Raw genomic sequence first — 17,266 nt, 5'->3', positions numbered from 1 at the left:
TATTGTAGACAGTTAAAATAATAAAAACTGTTATCATGAGGGGAGTATATCAAAGGTAGGTGCTTTTCTATGCCTTTCATTTGTTACCATAGTAACCACGTACAAAGGATATTGAGCTATATAAATTACATTTATTTCCACAATGAATTTTAAATCTTTTTTTTAGTTATACTCGTTAATATAAGTGTAGGACAATTTACAAATAGAAAGGAGGCGTTCATTATTGAGGACTATCAACTAATATGGCGGATAAAAAAAGGTGATCAACAGGCATTTGATACTTTAGTAAGAAAACATTATCAAAATATTTATAGCTATTGTATCAGAAGAACAGGGAATCAAGTGATGGCCGCCGACTTAACACAGGATATTTTTTTAAAGCTGGTAAAAGCCATATATAATTATCACTTTACAGGAAAATTTACTAACTTCTTATTTACAATAGCTGTTAATACCTGCAACGACTATTGTAGAAAACCTCAGCAAAGGTATGAACATGTTGATAGTCTGCAAAAAAGTGATAACAGACCTGAACCTATAGATAGGGTCATCCAAAATGAGGAAGCAAAGGGGATTAAGCAAAAAATTGATGCACTTCCTGATATGCAAAAAGATGCCATTATTCTTTATTACTACCATGATATGAAGGCAAAGGATATTGCAAAGGTTACGGGGGTAAACTTAGCTACAGTAAAATCACGATTGAAGCAAGGAAAGGATAAGTTGAAAAAAATGTTTAGTGAGGAGGATTACTTTGAAAGATAGAGATGGTTTTAAAGCAATGCTTCATCAATATCACGTACCCCAAGGCAAAGAAGAGGATATTTCTAGAACTATATTGGCAGGACAAAAAGTTATGGAGGGAATAATACCTTCTAAAACAGCATTTCATGTACTACTGAGAGACCAAGTAAGATATATTTCACCTTATCTTTGGATGACGCAGCTTATTGGGCTCATCATGATGATGGTGCTTTCTATTAATCTAATTGATCCTCACTTTGAAATCCAAAGGATATTATTTATCATAACACCTATACTTGCTTTTTTTGCAGTACCAGAACTAATCAAAAGTATGGTTTACGGCATGTCTGAGTTGGAGAATACCTGCAAGAATAGTATCGCCAAGATTTTAGTAGCACGTTTATTTATTATTGGAAGTATCAATCTTGTGGCGTTAACTATAATGATTACTTTTTTATCAGTCCAATACCGCATACCATTTACTCAAGTCCTTATTTATGGCCTAGTACCCTTTAACATCGTAAATGGAATACATTTACTGGTGTTTCATTTTGTAAAGATCCGTTCCTCTGTTACATCTATAAGCATTTCCCTGTGTTTGTTTGCTTTGATGAGGATATTAACAGATCTTAGCTTTTTTGCAGCTATAACCGAAACCCTGTGGATGATGTTATTCATGGTAACAACAGCCTTTTTCCTAGCTGAACTATATTATTTTATGAAGCACATAACAAAAAAGGAGGCATTTATCCAATGGAACTAAAGATTAATAAATTAACAAAACAATATGGAAACAAATTGGCGGTGGATCGTTTTTCTGCCACATTTACCGAAGGAATTAATGGGTTGCTTGGGGCAAATGGTTCAGGTAAAACAACATTAATGCGTATGATGTGCGACATATTACGCCCTACATCAGGGGAAGTATTGTTAGATGGTGTTAATATAACAACATTAGATGAAGCTTATCGTGAATTATTAGGGTATTTACCACAAAACTTCGGATATTATCCTGACTTTTCTGCTTGGGACTTTATGATATATTTTTCATCCCTAAAGGGATTGCCACGGTTGGTGGCTGAGAACAGGTGTAAGGAGTTATTGGATATAGTGGGACTTTATGAAGTAAGGAAGAAAAAAATTAAAACTTATTCCGGTGGTATGCGCCAGAGATTAGGAATTGCTCAAGCTTTAATTAATGATCCTAAAATACTCATCTTAGATGAGCCTACAGTGGGACTTGATCCCAAGGAGCGAGCCAAATTTCGTAATATCATCAGTGACCACTCCACAGGAAAGATTATATTGCTCTCTACCCATATTGTATCTGATGTAGAATACATTGCAGATAGAATTATGATTATGAAGGATGGACAGCTTTCACAGCAGGCTACCACAGATCGCATATGTGATTCTATAAAGGATTTTGTGTGGAGTTTACAGGTTAATCCTAAGGATGTGGATAACTACAATAGTAAGTTTATTGTGAGTAATCTAAAGCATAGCGGTGAGATGGTGGAACTCCGTATTGTATCAGAGGAACGACCTTCAGAAAATGCAGTAAATGTTTTGCCAAGCCTTGAAGATTTGTATCTCTACCATTTCAAGGGAGAAGTATAGATGTTAACGATGATCCGGTTTGAACTCAAAAAAATGCTGATTCAGCCTTTATCTCTTATGCTAATCTTAATGATACTTGCTGTAAATGGCATTGTCCTACTATTAAATAGCGAGGGTAATATTGTAAATCTACAAGATATTGAAATGCAAAGGGTAGAACAATCTCAATATGCAGGTGAAATCAATGAAGGTTGGAGTAATCTAATACAAGAAAAACTGAAGGAAATTAGAGAGAATCCTGATAATCTGATGTCCGAAACAGAGAAGGCTGAGGTGCAGCAGGAGTATTTACAAAGGGGGTATACTCAGGAGTATGTGGATGGAATGAGCAATACGGCTTTCTTAAAACCAGAGATATTAAATGGCTTATCCTATAATATACTTTTAGATGCGGAATCTTCCAGCGAATTTTATGATCATGCCCAACAATTTGCTGACATACAAGGAAGGTTTTATTCCACAGTGATTGAGGGAAGGAAAGGTGAGGCATTAGCTTCTAAGGCTGAAGCAATGTACGGATACCTAGCCCAAGATTATATAGCCTATTATAATTATAACTTAGGTTGGCTTAAACTTAGCTTTATGCAAAGTCTGATGCCTTTTACTGTGGGTCTGTTTCTAATCGTGACAATATCCACTATATTTTCAAAGGAATATAGTCAAAAGACAGAGAGCCTTTTATTATCTACTAAGTACGGTAAAAGTAGATTGATTTATGCAAAGCTATTGGCTTCATTTATATTGGCTATAGGCTTTTGGTTAACGCTACAGGTTATGAATTTACTGGTGATAGCATGGCTCTTTAGTCTGCAGGGAGCAGAGACATTTGTGCAGGATTGGTTAGTTAACAGTAGTCCATTTGCCTTTACACAACTAACAAACTATATTGCAGTAAGTGTAGTGAGCTTAATTGGTGTAATATGCTTTACCAGTGTAATTATTTTAGTATCAGCCAAGACAAAAAGCTCATTTGCTTCAATTCTCATAAGTAGTATCGTTTTATTATTTCCCGTTATCATATCTATACCAAATACTGGTGGCGTGGTGGGTAGCTTTGTAGGAGAGTCAATGCTTTTTATGCCTGTTAGGGTATTAATAGCTACCAATTATTTTACCTTTTTCAGAGCTTATTATATTTTTGGAAACATTATATTAATGCAGTGGATAGTACCGATGGTGGCTATTTTATCATCTGCTCTCATGGTACCAATTGCATTTAGGAGATTTAAGAGACATCAGGTGGAAAATTAATGGAGGTGACCATTTTGAAGGATTTAATTGGATTTGAGATAAGAAAAAGTATGAAGAGACCTGTGGTTTTTGTTGTTTTAGCAATTATTTTTCTTTACAATATATTAATGATTTTTCAAGGAAGTTTTGATGAACCAGGCTATGGAACTAACCCCTATAGTAGAGAAAGAGTAAATCAATTGAGACAGGAACAATCAGAGTTTACAGGTTTCATTGATGATGAATGGATACAAAATGTAGAAGATATAAAAAATGATATATTGTATAATCCAGCTAATCAAATAAGTGAGGAAGAACGTAAGGAGAAAACGGAAGAATTACTTGCTAGAGGATTATCTAGGGAAATGATTGACTCAAACATCATTTTTTTTATTAGAGAAGAGGTCTTATATAGTCGAGAATTACAACGTTTGGAGGAACCTGGAGTAGCGGGGAACTTTTATAAGTCGGCAAATAGAATAGGACAAGAAAAAGCAACGCATTACCGTGAAGTTTATGATGGAGAAAAAGGAGAGGCTTTAGCTACTAAGGCAGAAGAAATGTATGGATATCTAAGTAAGGAATATAGGGCGTACTATGCTTATAGCTGGGGGTGGTCAAGGCTTCATGCTATGAAGACGGTACTACCTTATACAGTAGGGCTATTGCTAATTGTTATCCTGGCACCCCTGTTTTCTAAAGAGTACGCTAGGAAAACTGATTCCCTTATTTTAAGTACAAAGCATGGTAAAAATAAAGTAATTAAAGCAAAAATCATTACAGCATTTCTACTATCAATTTTATCATGGATGATGATACAGTTCATCAATATTGGTACGATATTTACCTTCTTTGGAACAGAAGGTGCTAGATCCTTTCTTCAAAACTGGGCGCTAAATCCAAGCCCCTATCCCTTCACCTATCTGACAAGTTATTTAGTGGTAACAGGTATGAGTTTCTTAGGACTAATATTTTTAACATCCACCATTTTGTTCATTTCCTCTAGATCTAAGGGATCTGCTAGCTCACTGGTGACAGCTGGAATTGTAACATTGCTTCCTATAATTCTTGCAGGAATATTTGGTGAAGGGATCGTAAAAAAAATTATTATGTTTATGCCTGCTAATGTTTTAGTAGCTGTAGATCATTTTAAAACCTTTGATGCCTTTTATATCTTGGACAAAGTGATCATGCTGCCTTTTGCTACAGCCTTTGTTGCTGTTACACTATCGATATTTATGGTCATTGGGGCATATTTTAGTTTTAAAAGACATCAAGTAGAAAATTAGAATCAGTAAATTATTTTTCCCATATCAAATTAACTTTGACAGTAAGGAAATACTAGAGTTATAATTTAAGGTGAGTGGAATGAGATAAAAAGTAATATCAATAAAAAAGAGGAGTTGTTTGTTTATGTTAATTAATAATATGGTAGAGATTGTGAAAAATAGGGAGGTAGATGCAAACTAATTTGGTGTATTAACCTCCCATAAGTTACTAATAAAACTTAGGAGGATAAAAAATTGAGTAAAATAGATATGAAAAACGTAGGGCTTAGCGAAAGGTTTATGACTGAGTCTACTTTATACAAAGGACTTTATATTGGAAGAGTGGTTTCTCAATATAAAAATCTATATAAGATTGTAACGGAAAGTGGAGAATTAACAGCAGAAGTATCTGGAAAGTTTCGTTTCAATACAAAAACTGTATCTAAATACCCTGCTGTGGGAGATTTCGTTATGATGGATCGTGTTAATGATGAAAGTGGGAATGCAATTATTCATCATGTTCTAACAAGAAAAAGTGCTTTTATTAGAAAAGCTGCTGGAACTGCAAATGATGAACAGATTGTGGCTTCAAATGTAGATACAGTTTTTATCTGTATGTCTCTCAATAATGATTTTAATCTTCGTAGAATAGAGCGTTACCTTGGCATTGCTTGGGATAGTGGAGCAAGTCCAGTGATCGTATTGACTAAATCTGATCTATGCGATAACATTTCTGAAAAGTTAGCAGAACTTGATATGGTTGCTTGTGGGGTAGATGTAATTGTTACTTCAAGTATAAGTGAGGATGGCTATTTGTCTGTTAGAGATTATATTCATAGTGGTAAAACCGTTGCGTTTATAGGGTCATCTGGTGTAGGGAAATCTACCTTGATCAATAGGCTTATTGGGGAAAGTGTTATTGCAACGAAAGAGACAAGAAATGATGATAAAGGTAGACATACTACTACTAGACGAGAGATGTTTATTCTTTCAAACGGGGGTGTTGTTATTGATACTCCGGGAATGCGAGAAATAGGATTAGAAAGTGCTGACTTATCTAAAACATTTGCTGATATCACTGCACTGTCAACTAGGTGCAAGTTTAAGGATTGTACTCACTCTAATGAGCCAAACTGCGGAGTGCAAGAAGCTATAAATCAAGGTTTGCTTTCAAAGGATAGGCTGGAAAGTTATTTAAAGCTAAAAAAAGAAACTAAATACGAAGGATTAAACTTTAAGCAAATTGAAAATGCAAAGATCGCTGAGATGTTTAAGGGCTTGGGCGGAATGAAGAATGCACGAAAATTTATAAAATCTAAGAATAAAAAAAGGTCTTAAAGAGGAGATACCATAACTTAACAAAATCCCCTAAATCATAGGTTTAGGGGATTTGTTTATTATTATAATTATTTTAGACAAGGATCTATATGCCAAAAGATTGACATATAGACATTAAATTTAGTTGGATATTTATATACCTACAAACTTGTGCAGGAAATGTCGGATAGGAGAAAATCATTTCTGCTATGCTATAGATAAGAGGGAGGTCATAGAAATGGATTCGCTAAAGAAAATGAATGAAGCACTAAACTATATTGAAGAAAATCTTACCGGTGAGATTGACTTAAAAAAAGTAGCGATGTTGGCTTGTTGCTCAGAGTATCACTTCCAAAGAATGTTTTCTTTTCTTGCAGGGGTGACACTATCGGAGTATATCCGTCGCAGAAGACTTACCTTAGCTGCATTTCAGTTGCAAAACAGCCCCATAAAGGTAATTGATGCTGCAATGCAATATGGATATAATTCTCCAGATGCTTTTACACGAGCATTTCAAACTATGCATGGAGTAACGCCTACAGTAGCTAGAAACAAAAGCATTTCTTTGAAGGCATATCCACCAATGACCTTTCATTTATCAATTAAGGGAGGTAGTGAAATGAATTATAGAATTGAAGAAAAAGACGCATTTCGTATAGTTGGTATAATGAAAAGAGTACCTTTAATTTTTCATGGAGTTAACCCAGAGATTGCTGCAATGTGGGAAAGTTTAAGTGAAGAGGCAATAGAGCAGCTTTATGAACTCTCCAATATAGAACCTATGGGAATGATTAGTGCATCTACCAATTTTTCTGAAGGTCGAATGGAGGAACAGGGGGAGCTTGATCATTATATAGGTGTGGCAACCATTAAGGAATGCCCAGAGAATTTAGCACAACTTGAAGTTCCTGCCTCAACATGGGCTGTATTTGAAGCAGTAGGGTCTTTTCCTGATGCCCTTCAGGACGTTTGGGGACGCATCTATTCTGAGTGGTTTCCATCTTCAAGCTATGAAATAGCAGAAGGTCCGGAGATTTTATGGAACGAAGAGAAAGACCTTACCGATCCAAATTTTAAAAGTGAGATATGGATACCAGTTGTAAAAAAATAAGCAACCAAAATATTTAAGTAAATCTTAATAGCACTATTGTTCAACAACAGAATCACTTCTTGAGGGGTGATTCTTTTTTTCTTTATTAAATCCATATCTCCAGGTGATTCATTTGACCACAGATCGTATTTGCAAATCAATAGGATTGAATGTTGCTTTCATATTATATTTTTTTCTCCCAAAAACCGTGTTGGCTGCAATAAGCATATAGCTTACCACGCTGCATTTTAGGAATATATAACTCTGCATTTTGTTCAGGATAAAGCTTGATCATTACTATCCGATCAAATCCCACAAACGCTACAAAAGATACATAATGAGTTTTGTCCATGGGGTGGTCTATTGTTACATAATACTCATTATCAATATCAGTTACAGTGATTTTGTGATCCTCATCCTGCGGTTGTATCACTAACGAGTTAAGCTTCTTACCGCAACAGGAGATTTCTGTCTCACTTGTACTGGTTATTATATTACCACAATTTTTACACACATAAAATTTTATTTGTTTCATGTTACCTCCATCCGTTTCCTTTTCTTCTAAACTACCAAGTAAGATTTTTTCAACATTGACACCTAATATATTAGACAGATCACCCAGTAATGTCACATCAGGACAACCCATCCCCCGTTCCCATTTTGATACAGTTTTATCGCTAATATTCAACCTGTCAGCAACTTCTTTCTGGGTCATGTTTTTTTCTTTTCTTAAATTTAAAATTAAAGCTCCAACTTTTCTACAGTCCACAGGTTTTTCCTCCTTCCTATATATCTAGCATAATCCTCAGAGGATTATTTTTCAATAAACGCTTCGTAGAGTTTTTATAAAAAGTAAACAGTAACTATAGATAAACAACATCAGGACTTAATTTTGATATACTAAGGGCTACATTTGCAGCCCACGGTTTTGGGGCGAAACCGTAGACCGTGTATATCAAAATTAAAGTTTCAACTTGCTTATCTATATGATAATTTCTATATAAATTTTATAAAAAACAATGCTAGTTAGTTAGACTACATTATTCGCACCCTCGTGGAAAATATGTAAAAAAGCAGGATATTGGAGATGAACATAGAAATGAGATTTATATAGATGAATTATTTTCAGAAATTCTTACAAATGAGGAGACGAGAAAAGGTAGAAGCTATCGCATATTGCTGCGACTTTAATACTACAGGAGGAAAAGTATGCATATAAGAAATAGGAAAATTAGAATTTCCCTTACTATAGTTATGATTGGTTTAATCATAACCTTATTCTGTATATGGCAGAATAACGATATAATTACAACACAAATTGATTATAGTAACTTTAAGATACCAAGTGAATTTAATGGATATACTATTGTTCAAGTTTCAGATTTACATAATAAAAAATTCGGCAAAAATCAGGAACCTTTATTAAAGAAGATTCAAGCAGTTTCTCCCGACATAATCGTTGTCACAGGAGACTTAATTGACAGAAGAAAGTATGACCTTGATACTGCGATGGTATTTATAAATGGTGCAATGAAGATTGCTCCTGTGTACTATGTTTCAGGGAATCACGAAGCATGGTCTGGTGATTATAAAAACATTAGCCAGAAGTTATTAAGTAGTGGTGTACAAATACTTGATGATAGTAAAGTTAGGTTGATAAAAGAGGAGGCAATGATAGAGATATTAGGTCTATCAGATCCAGATTTTTTGACATCTAGCTATATAAATGGAACCAATTCGTCTAAATTAGAAGAGCAGCTCATACATCTATCAGATGATTCAGTTTTTCAAATTTTGCTTTCCCATAGACCAGAGCTTTTTGATCTATATGCAAATGAAAATATAGACATCATTTTTTCTGGACATGCACATGGAGGGCAATTTAGAATACCTTTTATTGGAGGATTAGTAGCACCAGATCAAGGACTGTTTCCTAAGTATACAAGTGGTATATACACAAAGAATCAATCAACACTGATTGTAAGTAGAGGACTTGGTAATAGCATAATCCCTGTTAGAATATTTAACAGACCAGAGATTGTCGTAGTTACTATACACAATGAAAGATAGTTATAAAAAGTGCATAAGAGAAAACAGGCAAAACATCTAAAAAAATTTTAGTATGACTATTGGTAATAACAGAATTGCTCCTTTAGGGGTGATTCTTTTTTAATTATAGGTGTTGACATTGACGCTACGTAAAAGTATATAGTTATTAGTAGGAGGTGGGGAGATGGAATATACTATACAAAAGATAGCTAAGTTAGCAGGGATAAGTACACGGACATTAAGATATTATGATGAAATTGGTATTCTAAAACCAGCAAGAATTAATTCATCAGGATACCGTATTTATGGTGAAAAGGAAGTTGATAAATTACAGCAAATTCTTTTTTACAAAGAACTGGATTTAGATTTAATAGAAATAAGAAAAATAATTGCTTCACCAAAATTTGATGAAATAGAAGCCTTGAAAGAACACAAAGAAAAATTGATCGAAAGAAGTAAGCAGTTACAGACATTAATTACAAATGTTAGTAAAACAATTTCACATAAAGAAAGGAAAATTATGATGAGTGATAAAGAAAAATTTGAAGGATTTAAAAATAAGCTTGTTGACGACAATGAAAAAAAATATGGAAAAGAAACTCGTGAAAAGTATGGTGACGAAGCTGTAAATAGATCAAAAAACAAGTTAAAAAATATGACGCAAGAAGAATACAAAGAAATAGCCCAACTGGAAAATAAGCTTTATGAAACATTAAGCCAAGCTCTAAAAACAGGTGATCCAGCAGGAAAGTCTGCACAAGAAGCAGCTGAGTTGCATAGACAATGGATATCTTTTAACTGGGATACTTATTCTAAAGAAGCTCATGCAGGTCTTGTACAAATGTATGTAGATGATGAGAGGTTTAAAGAATTTTACGATAAAAAAGAGCCTGGAACTGCAGAGTTTTTAAGAGACGCAGTGTATATCTATACTGGAATCAAAAAAAAGTAAGCTACATGCTGAAAATTCAATTTAAATTGCCAGAAATTCTCCCACTTCTGTAGGTGGTGAGATAAATTGGCAATTTTTTGATTTTTTGATATACTTTTGATATACTGTGATTACAATTATTTTTGATAATTAGGTATATAGGGTTGTATGGAAAGCCGAAAAAACAAAAAAATTAGTTGAATATAAAAAATATGCGAGGAGATTGACTATGATGTTTTTAATAAAAAAAATATTTTTTGTTGTAATTTGTTTTTGTATATTAGTTTCATTTGTAGGGTGTACAGCTACAGATGTGACTAAGGGGGGGGTGGAAACAACAGATATTTATAATAAGTCCTTGGACGCTGTGAAAGCTGCTAATTCTTATGATTATGAGATTGTATCAAAAGAGTCTATACAAAGGGCGCTATCTTCAGATCCTTCAGATGACGTTATTTTGGATGAAGAATTAAACTCCACTGAAAAATGGGAAACAGAAGATAATATAAAAGGTAGATTAATACAGAAACCTTTATCCTTAGAAATGATTATGAAAACGAGTGTACTCCAACAGCAGGATGCAGTCGAGTCACCAGCCTTAGACTTAGATAGTGACAATATAGAATTAAAAATATATGTATTGGAAGGAAAACAATACTCATATTTCTCACACTGGGGTGTTTGGAATGTTGCGGATCTTAGAGATATAGATTGGGAGAATCTTGAGAGTATAAACAAGCAAATCAATCCAATGTATTTCCTAAACCTGCTAGGAAATGATTTAGCTAAAGAAGCTGTTTTAGAAACAGATGAGCAACATTACATACTATCTCTTGAGAATGATGAGGATGAATTTATAAGAAAAGTTAAGAAGATAGTTGGTGATAACAGCCAGGTTTCTGAAGCAAGGTATAAAATTTGGATTGATAAAGAGACTTATCTTCCTACAAAAGTCTATTTTAAATATGAGCTTACCACAGATATTGGTGAGTATGTTGATATAAGAGTACATAAATCAGAACTCTCTTATAGGAATTTTGGAGCTATTGATGAAATTGAGGTTCCAGATGAGGCAAAAGATGCAATAACCGTAGAGGAGTTTTTAGAAAATAATATTTAGGCTTAAAAAACGAGGATATTATGATATTATAAAGACTAAATAAAAAGTGGTTTTTGAGTATAACCAGTGTGATTTGCCAAGAGGGTAGCTATGTATATAGCTACCCTTTTAGCTGTGTTCCAGCAGACATTTCTTCGGCGATGGCTGTGATTTCTTCATCTGTCTTATGGTTATGAGGATTATAGTGCTGTTTTATGTAGTCTTCAATGAACTTTCTCTTGACTCCTTCTGTCATACCAACTATATGTTGTACGGTCTCATTAGCAAGTTCCTGCACTGTTTTAGAATGTGAGTAGGTGGGTATCATAGTCATGGATAATACCATCCCAAAGATCATTATAAATGATAGTACTTTTTCCCATTTTATTTTTTCATTAAACCTTCCTCCCTTTAAAGTCTAAAAAATTGTATAAAATTTACCAAATTATAAAAAAGCATATCATAAAAAGTTTTTTACAACAATGCTACTTACATAAATGAATAATAAATTCACGTTAAAGCACATTAGACACCACAAAATACATATGCAATCAGCAGTAAACCTATATAAAAGGCAAATCTAGTGTTGAGGTTTCAAGGTATGTAGAAGGTGTTCTAATTTTATAATTGTCAGCTTGTAGGGAAATATAATTATAAGATAAAGGAGATGCAGCGTCATGATAAATCTAAAACCAGCAGTCGCAAGGGTTCAATCTCAAGAAAGAGCAGATGAAATTTTAGGAATTTGCAAAGAAAATAACTGGAAGGTTATTATTGGGATAGACCCAGATAAAGAAGAAGATATTTCAGATGTATATAAGCTTTTGGAAGATAAAGCTAAAAATATAAAGAAGACTTGGAAATGACTCCAAGTCTTCTTTTCTTCTCTTCTGCCACTAACGCATCTTGGTTTCTTTCACCTTTCTTCGAAGCTCTAAGGCTTTGTTAGTGTAATAGTCGTAGTAGCTGTTAACTAAGGTCGAAACGATCCGCATTCATTACCTTGACCCAGGCAGCTATAAAGTCGTGCACAAACTTTTCTTTGTTATCGTCTTGAGCATAAACTTCTACAAGGCTACGTAAAACTGAGTTTGAACCGAAGACTAGGTCAACTCTAGTTGCTGTACGCACTACTTCACCTGTCTTGCGGTCACGTCCTTCATATAAGTCTCCGTCTACAGGTTTCCATTCTATTCCCATGTCCAGTAAGTTAACAAAGAAGTCGTTAGTGAGTGTGCCTACACGATCAGTGAATACGCCGTGTTGTGTGGCACCGTAGTTTGTGCCTAGAACACGCATGCCGCCAACAAGCACAGTCATTTCTGGTGCAGTGAGGTTTAGTAGGTGGGCTTTGTCTACTAGAAGCTCTTCTGTACTTATATTATACTGCTTCTTCTTATAGTTGCGGAAACCATCAACGATAGGCTCTAGCACTGCAAAGCTCTCTAAATCAGTTTGCTCTTGTGTTGCATCACCACGTCCAGGTGTAAAAGGAACAGTTACATCAAAGCCTGCATCTCCTGCAGCTTTTTCTACTGCGGCACTACCACCTAGGACAATCAAATCCGCAATGCTGACTTTCTTATCTAGCTGACTTTGAATGTCTTCTAGTACAGTAAGCACTTTTGTAAGTTGTTCTGGTTGATTCACTTCCCAACCCTTCTGTGGAGCAAGACGGATACGGGCACCATTAGCACCGCCACGCATATCTGAACCACGGAAGGTGCTAGCTGAAGCCCAAGCAGTTGTCACTAGCTGGCTGACTGTAAGTCCTGAATCTAAGATCTTTGTTTTAAGCTCTGCTACTTCTGCATCTGTTAATTTATAATCAACAGATGGTACAGGATCTTGCCAGATTAGTTCTTCTTCTGGAACCTCTGGGCCTAGATATCTTGCACGAGGACCCATGTCACGGTGTGTTAATTTAAACCATGCACGAGCAAATGCATCTGCAAACTCTTCTGGATGCTCATGGAAACGACGAGAAATCTTTTCGTATTCTGGATCATAACGCAATGCCAAATCAGCAGTGGTCATCATAGTGGGAACACGAATTGATGGATCTTCTGCATCTGGTGCAAGATCCTTCTCATCAGGATTTACAGCAAGCCATTGATATGCACCTGCAGGACTCTTTGTAAGCCACCATTGATATCCAAACAATAGATCAAAGTAGCCATTATCCCACTGTGTTGGATTAGCAGTCCAAGCTCCTTCAATACCGCTGGTGATTGTATCACGACCTTTACCGCTGCCGTGTGTGCTTAACCAACCTAAGCCTTGCGCTTCAATAGGAGCAGCTTCTGGCTCTGGACCAACATGTGCAGCATCTCCTGCACCATGTGCCTTACCAAAAGTATGGCCACCAGCTATTAGTGCTACGGTTTCTTCATCGTTCATTCCCATACGTGCAAAGGTTTCCCGGATATCCCTAGCACTTGCAAGTGGATCTGGACTGCCGTTTGGACCCTCTGGGTTAACATAGATAAGACCCATCTGAACGGCAGCAAGTGGATTCTCAAGTTCACGATCCCCTGTATAACGTTCATCACCTAGCCAATCAGTTTCAACACCCCAGTAGACATCTTCTTCTGGATGCCAAATGTCTGGGCGACCTCCTCCAAAACCAAATGTCTTACCTCCCATTGATTCAATAGCAGCATTACCCGCTAGAACCAACAAGTCTGCCCAGGAAATTTTGTTGCCATACTTTTGTTTAATCGGCCATAGCAGTCGACGGGCTTTATCAAGGTTGCCATTGTCAGGCCAGCTGTTAAGTGGAGCAAAACGCTGTGCACCAGTTCCAGCACCACCACGGCCATCACCTGTGCGATAAGTACCTGCGGCGTGCCAAGCCATACGAATAAATAATGGACCATAATGTCCATAGTCAGCAGGCCACCAATCTTGACTGTTTGTCATTAGATCGTAAAGATCTTGTTTAAGAGCTTGGTAGTCCAACTTTTTAAACTCTTTTGCATAATCAAATTTTTCTCCCATAGGATTAGATTTTTTGTCGTGCTGATGTAAAATACTCAAGTTCAACTGGTTTGGCCACCAGTCTCTATTTGACGTTGCACTAGATTTGTTACTAGTAGCACTGCCGTGCATTACTGGGCACTTTCCAGTACTAGCAATACTTTTAGTATCCATATATATTTCCCCCTTCTGTGTAAATTAAGTAGCAAATAATTATGCTTCTAGTCGTATAAAAGTTATAAAATCAATGATAATAATTATGCGTATGTTATAATTAGCCAAGCTATCACTTAGATTGAAAAAATATAGACTTTATTCACATCCTTTCTAAACTCAAAAAAATTTTAAGTACTTATTTTCTGCGTACAGACTTTTTTATCTGTTCTTTTGATGGTATAGGAGTTATTCTAGATTTACTTTTACGAGGAGATTTAGACTTTTTTTGTACTCTTAATGCTTCTTTACCCATTGTTTAATATTTTAATCCAAATTTTAATCATTAGATTAGCTAAAAAGGAAAATTTATGTATTTTTGTAGTTTTAAACTTAATAAAAAAAATAAACAGAGACCCTTGTATCTATGCGAAACAAGGATCTCTGTATTTCTAGAAGTAAATTGTTTTCTCTCACTAGTCAAACAATTCTAACGCTGGTGCTTATATTCTACACATTGGCAGTAGATAGGAGTATGCCTTAATATCCTATTAAGATGCTTTATCTTGAACTACTTTTGTATCTTTAGCCATCTTTGCTTTTTCCCATGTTTGATAGTCTTTAAGCAGGGTTAGTGATCTTTTAGTCAGTTTATCCTGCACCTTAGAACTATCTTTAAGAATATTTGACATCTGTAGTAATTGAAACTCTAAGTATTTAGGATTTTGAAGTTTGTTGCTAAAAGAAGCTGCATTAGATTTCTTTAGGGATGCAGAAAGAGATTCCTTGAACATCAGTAGCAGAAAACTGTTTTTCTTTTGTCTTGGAACCCTTTTAGCCTCTTGATAAATCTGATTAAAAAACTTCTCTAGATTGCGTTTTCTATAATAATAAAACGCAGCCCCTCCACTAATTAGCAAACCTAGTATTGCTCCTACAGTAAAAACGTTGATAATGTTCATGAATAAGTCCACTCCTTCTTAAGATATACTATTCATTTTACCATAAATCTTTTATAAATACACGCTATATAAAGGCTTAGACCTAAGGTAAAGTGTTTCCTTTTATTAGAAAATAGCAAAAATATTGTTGCCTTTTTCATAGAAGTTGCAGATGTATTTGCAATACATTTCCTGGTATAATAGGTTTGGATGATATAGCATAATATCTTAGGATATATGGTACATTAAAGAAAGAATAATTAAAAGAAAATGGAGGTTTTCAAATGATTACAGCTTATTTAGTAGGTATTTCAGGACATTATGAAGGTGAGGATATAGAGATTCGGTACTGTATTTATGATAATGAAGAACTGGTATCTAAAAAGTCCATACTAGAAGAATACAAAAAACCAGGGATTGTAAGCTTATTTGCACTGACAATGTTGTTGAAGGAGCTAGAAAAATACATAGATAGAGAGATTATTGTTAAGGTCAATGATGCAGCTTTAGTAGAACAAATGCAAGGTACATCAACAACGAAGAACAAAGAGGTTCTAAAAGCTGCAAGAATAGCTAGAGAGAAAGTAAACACGTTTGAACATCCTGTCATTGTTAAAGACATTAGTAACGACATAGTAGAGTTAGCTAAATGGAATGACTTATTGCAACGTTAATTAGGAGGAGCTTATTTTTATATTGTTACTATCTATTTATTTAGAGCCACAGACAGAGGGCCAGAAACTTGCCTATGGTAAGAAGGCTATGACTTTGAGAAGTTCTTTTACCTGTGGTATACTGGTAGAAAAAGTGATGTTCTGATGTTGCTAATATCTATAGACTTAGGATAAAATTCAACTATTCCTGTCATTGGAGTGATAGAATTGGAAAATAATTTTTTTCAAAGACTTAATGAGAATAAAGACAAGTTTACAAAAAAACAGCAACTTCTAGCAAAGTATATAGTGGAGAACTATAATGATGCAGTTTTTTTATCATGCACCGAGTTAGGCAAAAAAGTACACACAAGTGATGCAACTGTAATTAGATTTGCATATGTTTTAGGGTACAGCGGATACTCTGAGATGATGAGGTCGCTACAATCCTGTTTTGAAGGTGATTTACCAAGTGCCAGCAGGATAGATAAGCTGCACGGTAACAACGGTGAACACTTTACTCATGTAAACTTTGATAAAATACAAAGCTGCCTTATGATCATAGTTAACCATAATCACTTTAAAAGTCTAATCAAAGATATACTAAACTGCTCTAAATTAATATTAATTGGCTCAGAAAGCACATCCTCTATCGCAAACTATTTAAACTATCATTTGATAAGGTATGGTGTAGACTCTGAGGTTATCAATAATAATTCTGAAAGTATTTATAAAACCTACCATAGAGTAGATAAAAATTCATTAGTATTATCACTTGCTCTCAGAAGGTATACGAAATTTCAGTATAATTTAACCAATAGATTTATAGAAAGAAATGTTAAGACTTACTCTATAACGGATGATATTAGATCCCCTTATAACGCAATAAATAATAAGTGTATAGTATTAAACTCTGCAACCAAAGAAGGTTTTAATCATTTATCACATATAGTTCTTATGTTAACTTTACAAGAAATTATCAACAAGGTTATAGTTTATCAAAGTAAAAGTGTCATAAAGAGACAATTTGAATCATTGGAGGAATACAATAATAGGATGGATATCTTTATTAAAGATAAATTCTAAAGTCTAAGACTTATAAGGTCACTGCCGTTGAAAAATCGCAGTGGCTTTTTTATGTTCTTCAAAGTTAGAATACTGCTGCATAGAACAACACAGGTAGAATAAGGAA

Annotated in this window: 18 protein-coding genes; 14 read left to right on the top strand and 4 right to left on the bottom strand. The window is 34.8% G+C overall.

From position 1 onward, the window contains the following. The first annotated feature begins 153 nt into the window (after positions 1-153). The 7 genes from CACET_RS14900 (at position 154) to CACET_RS14870 (ending at position 7,290) form a co-directional block, all read left to right on the top strand. Positions 154-765, top strand: coding sequence for a sigma-70 family RNA polymerase sigma factor (locus CACET_RS14900; protein ID WP_082058168.1), 612 nt, complete (start codon positions 154-156; stop codon positions 763-765). Continuing rightward, positions 755-1,507 carry a hypothetical protein gene (locus CACET_RS14895; protein ID WP_044824465.1) on the top strand — a complete coding sequence of 251 codons (753 nt, stop codon included), beginning with the start codon at positions 755-757 and terminating at the stop codon, positions 1,505-1,507. The genes CACET_RS14900 and CACET_RS14895 overlap by 11 nt, the downstream gene beginning before the upstream one ends. Next, positions 1,498-2,364: an ABC transporter ATP-binding protein gene (locus CACET_RS14890; RefSeq protein ID WP_044824466.1), complete on the top strand. Its 867-nt coding sequence runs from the start codon at positions 1,498-1,500 to the stop codon at positions 2,362-2,364. The genes CACET_RS14895 and CACET_RS14890 overlap by 10 nt, the downstream gene beginning before the upstream one ends. After that, complete coding sequence (locus CACET_RS14885) at positions 2,365-3,615, top strand: ABC transporter permease (protein WP_044824467.1); 1,251 nt, start codon at positions 2,365-2,367, stop codon at positions 3,613-3,615. It begins immediately after the preceding gene. Next, entirely contained in the window at positions 3,615-4,883 is a 1,269-nt protein-coding gene (locus CACET_RS14880) for an ABC transporter permease subunit (RefSeq protein ID WP_044824468.1), read from the top strand. The genes CACET_RS14885 and CACET_RS14880 overlap by 1 nt, the downstream gene beginning before the upstream one ends. A 234-nt stretch (positions 4,884-5,117) precedes the next feature. Next, positions 5,118-6,200, top strand: coding sequence for a ribosome small subunit-dependent GTPase A (gene rsgA / locus CACET_RS14875; protein WP_044824469.1), 1,083 nt, complete (start codon positions 5,118-5,120; stop codon positions 6,198-6,200). 217 nt (positions 6,201-6,417) lie between these two features. After that, complete coding sequence (locus tag CACET_RS14870) at positions 6,418-7,290, top strand: AraC family transcriptional regulator (RefSeq protein ID WP_044824470.1); 873 nt, start codon at positions 6,418-6,420, stop codon at positions 7,288-7,290. Positions 7,291-7,453: 163 nt separating this feature from the next. Here the strand turns inward: CACET_RS14870 and CACET_RS14865 are convergent, their stop codons facing one another. Continuing rightward, positions 7,454-8,038 carry a helix-turn-helix domain-containing protein gene (locus CACET_RS14865; protein WP_044824471.1) on the bottom strand — a complete coding sequence of 195 codons (585 nt, stop codon included), beginning with the start codon at positions 8,036-8,038 and terminating at the stop codon, positions 7,454-7,456. 440 nt (positions 8,039-8,478) lie between these two features. Here CACET_RS14865 and CACET_RS14860 point away from each other — a divergent pair, with 440 nt between their 5' ends. From CACET_RS14860 to CACET_RS14850, 3 genes are all read left to right on the top strand, one after another. After that, positions 8,479-9,339 (top strand): metallophosphoesterase, encoded by an 861-nt coding sequence (locus tag CACET_RS14860; protein WP_044824472.1) that lies wholly within the window; start codon positions 8,479-8,481, stop codon positions 9,337-9,339. A gap of 163 nt (positions 9,340-9,502) precedes the next feature. Beyond that, a complete protein-coding gene (locus CACET_RS14855; protein WP_044824473.1) occupies positions 9,503-10,270 on the top strand; it encodes a MerR family transcriptional regulator in 768 nt (255 codons plus the stop codon). Positions 10,271-10,481: 211 nt separating this feature from the next. After that, a complete protein-coding gene (locus tag CACET_RS14850; protein ID WP_144414791.1) occupies positions 10,482-11,369 on the top strand; it encodes a DUF6612 family protein in 888 nt (295 codons plus the stop codon). 100 nt (positions 11,370-11,469) lie between these two features. On the opposite strand, the gene CACET_RS14845 is transcribed toward CACET_RS14850, so the two are convergent. Continuing rightward, positions 11,470-11,682: a hypothetical protein gene (locus CACET_RS14845; protein ID WP_044824475.1), complete on the bottom strand. Its 213-nt coding sequence runs from the start codon at positions 11,680-11,682 to the stop codon at positions 11,470-11,472. A gap of 343 nt (positions 11,683-12,025) precedes the next feature. On the opposite strand from CACET_RS14845, the gene CACET_RS14840 reads away from it, so the two are divergent. Beyond that, entirely contained in the window at positions 12,026-12,214 is a 189-nt protein-coding gene (locus tag CACET_RS14840; protein ID WP_044824476.1) for a hypothetical protein, read from the top strand. A gap of 103 nt (positions 12,215-12,317) precedes the next feature. On the opposite strand, the gene katG is transcribed toward CACET_RS14840, so the two are convergent. Both katG and CACET_RS14830 read right to left on the bottom strand, forming a co-directional pair. After that, positions 12,318-14,459, bottom strand: a complete 2,142-nt coding sequence (gene katG, locus CACET_RS14835) for a catalase/peroxidase HPI (protein ID WP_242846914.1) — start codon at positions 14,457-14,459, stop codon at positions 12,318-12,320. A gap of 572 nt (positions 14,460-15,031) precedes the next feature. Further along, entirely contained in the window at positions 15,032-15,442 is a 411-nt protein-coding gene (locus CACET_RS14830; RefSeq protein ID WP_044824478.1) for a hypothetical protein, read from the bottom strand. A gap of 263 nt (positions 15,443-15,705) precedes the next feature. On the opposite strand from CACET_RS14830, the gene CACET_RS14825 reads away from it, so the two are divergent. From CACET_RS14825 to CACET_RS14820, 3 genes are all read left to right on the top strand, one after another. Next, a complete protein-coding gene (locus CACET_RS14825) occupies positions 15,706-16,095 on the top strand; it encodes a hypothetical protein (RefSeq protein ID WP_044824479.1) in 390 nt (129 codons plus the stop codon). A 22-nt stretch (positions 16,096-16,117) separates the two neighbouring features. Beyond that, the gene (locus CACET_RS21170; protein ID WP_278287083.1) at positions 16,118-16,240 is read left to right on the top strand and encodes a hypothetical protein; all 123 of its coding nucleotides are present in this window, start codon (positions 16,118-16,120) and stop codon (positions 16,238-16,240) included. A gap of 62 nt (positions 16,241-16,302) precedes the next feature. Next, entirely contained in the window at positions 16,303-17,160 is an 858-nt protein-coding gene (locus CACET_RS14820; protein WP_044824480.1) for a MurR/RpiR family transcriptional regulator, read from the top strand. Positions 17,161-17,266: the final 106 nt, after the last annotated feature.

Origin of the sequence: Clostridium aceticum (genome assembly GCF_001042715.1) — a bacterium.
Taxonomy (GTDB): Bacteria; Bacillota; Clostridia; order Peptostreptococcales; family Natronincolaceae; genus Andreesenella; species Andreesenella acetica.
The sequence above is the reverse complement of the archived record's forward strand: the minus strand, read 5'-3'. Positions and strand labels throughout refer to the sequence as shown.

What these genes read in the sequence shown, in the direction of transcription:
- CACET_RS14890 (WP_044824466.1), top strand. Translation starts at nt 1,498, where the DNA reads ATGGAACTAAAGATTAATAAATTAACAAAACAATATGGAAACAAATTG.
- CACET_RS14885 (WP_044824467.1), top strand. Translation starts at nt 2,365, where the DNA reads ATGTTAACGATGATCCGGTTTGAACTCAAAAAAATGCTGATTCAGCCT.
- CACET_RS14880 (WP_044824468.1), top strand. Translation starts at nt 3,615, where the DNA reads ATGGAGGTGACCATTTTGAAGGATTTAATTGGATTTGAGATAAGAAAA.
- CACET_RS14870 (WP_044824470.1), top strand. Translation starts at nt 6,418, where the DNA reads ATGGATTCGCTAAAGAAAATGAATGAAGCACTAAACTATATTGAAGAA.
- CACET_RS14860 (WP_044824472.1), top strand. Translation starts at nt 8,479, where the DNA reads ATGCATATAAGAAATAGGAAAATTAGAATTTCCCTTACTATAGTTATG.
- CACET_RS14855 (WP_044824473.1), top strand. Translation starts at nt 9,503, where the DNA reads ATGGAATATACTATACAAAAGATAGCTAAGTTAGCAGGGATAAGTACA.
- CACET_RS14850 (WP_144414791.1), top strand. Translation starts at nt 10,482, where the DNA reads ATGTTTTTAATAAAAAAAATATTTTTTGTTGTAATTTGTTTTTGTATA.
- CACET_RS14845 (WP_044824475.1), bottom strand. Translation starts at nt 11,682, where the DNA reads ATGACTATGATACCCACCTACTCACATTCTAAAACAGTGCAGGAACTT.
- CACET_RS14840 (WP_044824476.1), top strand. Translation starts at nt 12,026, where the DNA reads ATGATAAATCTAAAACCAGCAGTCGCAAGGGTTCAATCTCAAGAAAGA.
- katG (WP_242846914.1), bottom strand. Translation starts at nt 14,459, where the DNA reads ATGCACGGCAGTGCTACTAGTAACAAATCTAGTGCAACGTCAAATAGA.
- CACET_RS14830 (WP_044824478.1), bottom strand. Translation starts at nt 15,442, where the DNA reads ATGAACATTATCAACGTTTTTACTGTAGGAGCAATACTAGGTTTGCTA.
- CACET_RS14825 (WP_044824479.1), top strand. Translation starts at nt 15,706, where the DNA reads ATGATTACAGCTTATTTAGTAGGTATTTCAGGACATTATGAAGGTGAG.